The organism is Buttiauxella warmboldiae, assembly GCF_003818135.1.
Classification (GTDB): Bacteria; Pseudomonadota; Gammaproteobacteria; order Enterobacterales; family Enterobacteriaceae; genus Buttiauxella; species Buttiauxella warmboldiae.
The window spans coordinates 1-3,061 of record NZ_RPOH01000079.1 but is presented as its reverse complement, the minus strand read 5'-3'; the positions used below and the strand labels follow the sequence as shown (position 1 = coordinate 3,061).

Here is a 3,061-nt window from a genome sequence, read left to right as displayed (position 1 = left end):
CGGTGTGTTCGAGTCTCTCAAATTTTTGCAACACGTAAGTGTCTTACGAGACATCTTCGGGTTGTGAGGTTAAGCGACTAAGCGTACACGGTGGATGCCCTGGCAGTCAGAGGCGATGAAGGACGTGCTAATCTGCGATAAGCGTCGGTAAGGTGATATGAACCGTTATAACCGACGATTTCCGAATGGGGAAACCCAGTGCAATTCGTTGCACTATCGTTAAGTGAATACATAGCTTAACGAAGCGAACCGGGGGAACTGAAACATCTAAGTACCCCGAGGAAAAGAAATCAACCGAGATTCCCCCAGTAGCGGCGAGCGAACGGGGAGCAGCCCAGAGTCTGAATCAGTTTGTGTATTAGTGGAAGCGTCTGGAAAGTCGCAGGGTACAGGGTGATACTCCCGTACACAAAAATACACATGCTGTGAACTCGAAGAGTAGGGCGGGACACGTGGTATCCTGTCTGAATATGGGGGGACCATCCTCCAAGGCTAAATACTCCTGACTGACCGATAGTGAACCAGTACCGTGAGGGAAAGGCGAAAAGAACCCCGGCGAGGGGAGTGAAACAGAACCTGAAACCGTGTACGTACAAGCAGTGGGAGCCTCTTTTATGGGGTGACTGCGTACCTTTTGTATAATGGGTCAGCGACTTATATTCTGTAGCAAGGTTAACCGTATAGGGGAGCCGCAGGGAAACCGAGTCTTAACTGGGCGTTAAGTTGCAGGGTATAGACCCGAAACCCGGTGATCTAGCCATGGGCAGGTTGAAGGTTGGGTAACACTAACTGGAGGACCGAACCGACTAATGTTGAAAAATTAGCGGATGACTTGTGGCTGGGGGTGAAAGGCCAATCAAACCGGGAGATAGCTGGTTCTCCCCGAAAGCTATTTAGGTAGCGCCTCGTGAACTCATCTTCGGGGGTAGAGCACTGTTTCGGCTAGGGGGCCATCCCGGCTTACCAACCCGATGCAAACTCCGAATACCGAAGAATGTTATCACGGGAGACACACGGCGGGTGCTAACGTCCGTCGTGAAGAGGGAAACAACCCAGACCGCCAGCTAAGGTCCCAAAGTCATGGTTAAGTGGGAAACGATGTGGGAAGGCACAGACAGCCAGGATGTTGGCTTAGAAGCAGCCATCATTTAAAGAAAGCGTAATAGCTCACTGGTCGAGTCGGCCTGCGCGGAAGATGTAACGGGGCTAAACCATGCACCGAAGCTGCGGCAGCGACGCTTATGCGTTGTTGGGTAGGGGAGCGTTCTGTAAGCCGTTGAAGCTGGACTGTGAGGTCTGGTGGAGGTATCAGAAGTGCGAATGCTGACATAAGTAACGATAAAGCGGGTGAAAAACCCGCTCGCCGGAAGACCAAGGGTTCCTGTCCAACGTTAATCGGGGCAGGGTGAGTCGACCCCTAAGGCGAGGCCGAAAGGCGTAGTCGATGGGAAACAGGTTAATATTCCTGTACTCGGTGTGACTGCGAAGGGGGGACGGAGAGGGCTATGTTAGCCGGGCGACGGTTGTCCCGGTTTAAGCATGTAGGCGGAGAGTTTAGGTAAATCCGGACTCTTATCTAACGCTGAGGTGTGATGACGAGGCACTACGGTGCTGAAGTAACAAATGCCGCACTTCCAGGAAAAGCCTCTAAGCATCAGGTCACATCAAATCGTACCCCAAACCGACACAGGTGGTCAGGTAGAGAATACCAAGGCGCTTGAGAGAACTCGGGTGAAGGAACTAGGCAAAATGGTGCCGTAACTTCGGGAGAAGGCACGCTGTCGGTAGGTGAAACCCCTTGCGGGTGGAGCTGAAGGCAGTCGAAGATACCAGCTGGCTGCAACTGTTTATTAAAAACACAGCACTGTGCAAACACGAAAGTGGACGTATACGGTGTGACGCCTGCCCGGTGCCGGAAGGTTAATTGATGGGGTTAAGCGCAAGCTGAAGCTCTTGATCGAAGCCCCGGTAAACGGCGGCCGTAACTATAACGGTCCTAAGGTAGCGAAATTCCTTGTCGGGTAAGTTCCGACCTGCACGAATGGCGTAATGATGGCCAGGCTGTCTCCACCCGAGACTCAGTGAAATTGAAATCGCTGTGAAGATGCAGTGTACCCGCGGCAAGACGGAAAGACCCCGTGAACCTTTACTATAGCTTGACACTGAACACTGGTCCTTGATGTGTAGGATAGGTGGGAGGCTTTGAAGCGAGGACGCCAGTTCTTGTGGAGCCAACCTTGAAATACCACCCTTTAATGGCTGGTGTTCTAACGTAGACCCGTGATCCGGGTTGCGGACAGTGTCTGGTGGGTAGTTTGACTGGGGCGGTCTCCTCCTAAAGCGTAACGGAGGAGCACGAAGGTTAGCTAATCACGGTCGGACATCGTGAGGTTAGTGCAAAGGCATAAGCTAGCTTGACTGCGAGAGTGACGGCTCGAGCAGGTGCGAAAGCAGGTCTTAGTGATCCGGTGGTTCTGAATGGAAGGGCCATCGCTCAACGGATAAAAGGTACTCCGGGGATAACAGGCTGATACCGCCCAAGAGTTCATATCGACGGCGGTGTTTGGCACCTCGATGTCGGCTCATCACATCCTGGGGCTGAAGTAGGTCCCAAGGGTATGGCTGTTCGCCATTTAAAGTGGTACGCGAGCTGGGTTTAGAACGTCGTGAGACAGTTCGGTCCCTATCTGCCGTGGGCGCTGGAGAATTGAGGGGGGCTGCTCCTAGTACGAGAGGACCGGAGTGGACGCATCACTGGTGTTCGGGTTGTCATGCCAATGGCATTGCCCGGTAGCTAAATGCGGAAAAGATAAGCGCTGAAAGCATCTAAGCGCGAAACTTGCCCCGAGATGAGTTCTCCCTGAGACTTTAAGTCTCCTGAAGGAACGTTGAAGACGACGACGTTGATAGGCTGGGTGTGTAAGCGTAGCGATACGTTGAGCTAACCAGTACTAATGAACCGTGAGGCTTAACCTTACAACACCGAAGGTGTTTTGTCAGAGACAATTTTAATTTTCAGCCTGAACCGAGATTTTAAGTCGATGGTTACAGATAACACTGT

Annotated in this window: 1 rRNA gene; it reads left to right on the top strand. The window is 52.2% G+C overall.

Annotated elements, in window-relative coordinates:
• Positions 1–67 precede the first annotated feature (67 nt).
• Positions 68–2,976, top strand: a 23S ribosomal RNA gene (locus EHN07_RS17010).
• Positions 2,977–3,061: the final 85 nt, after the last annotated feature.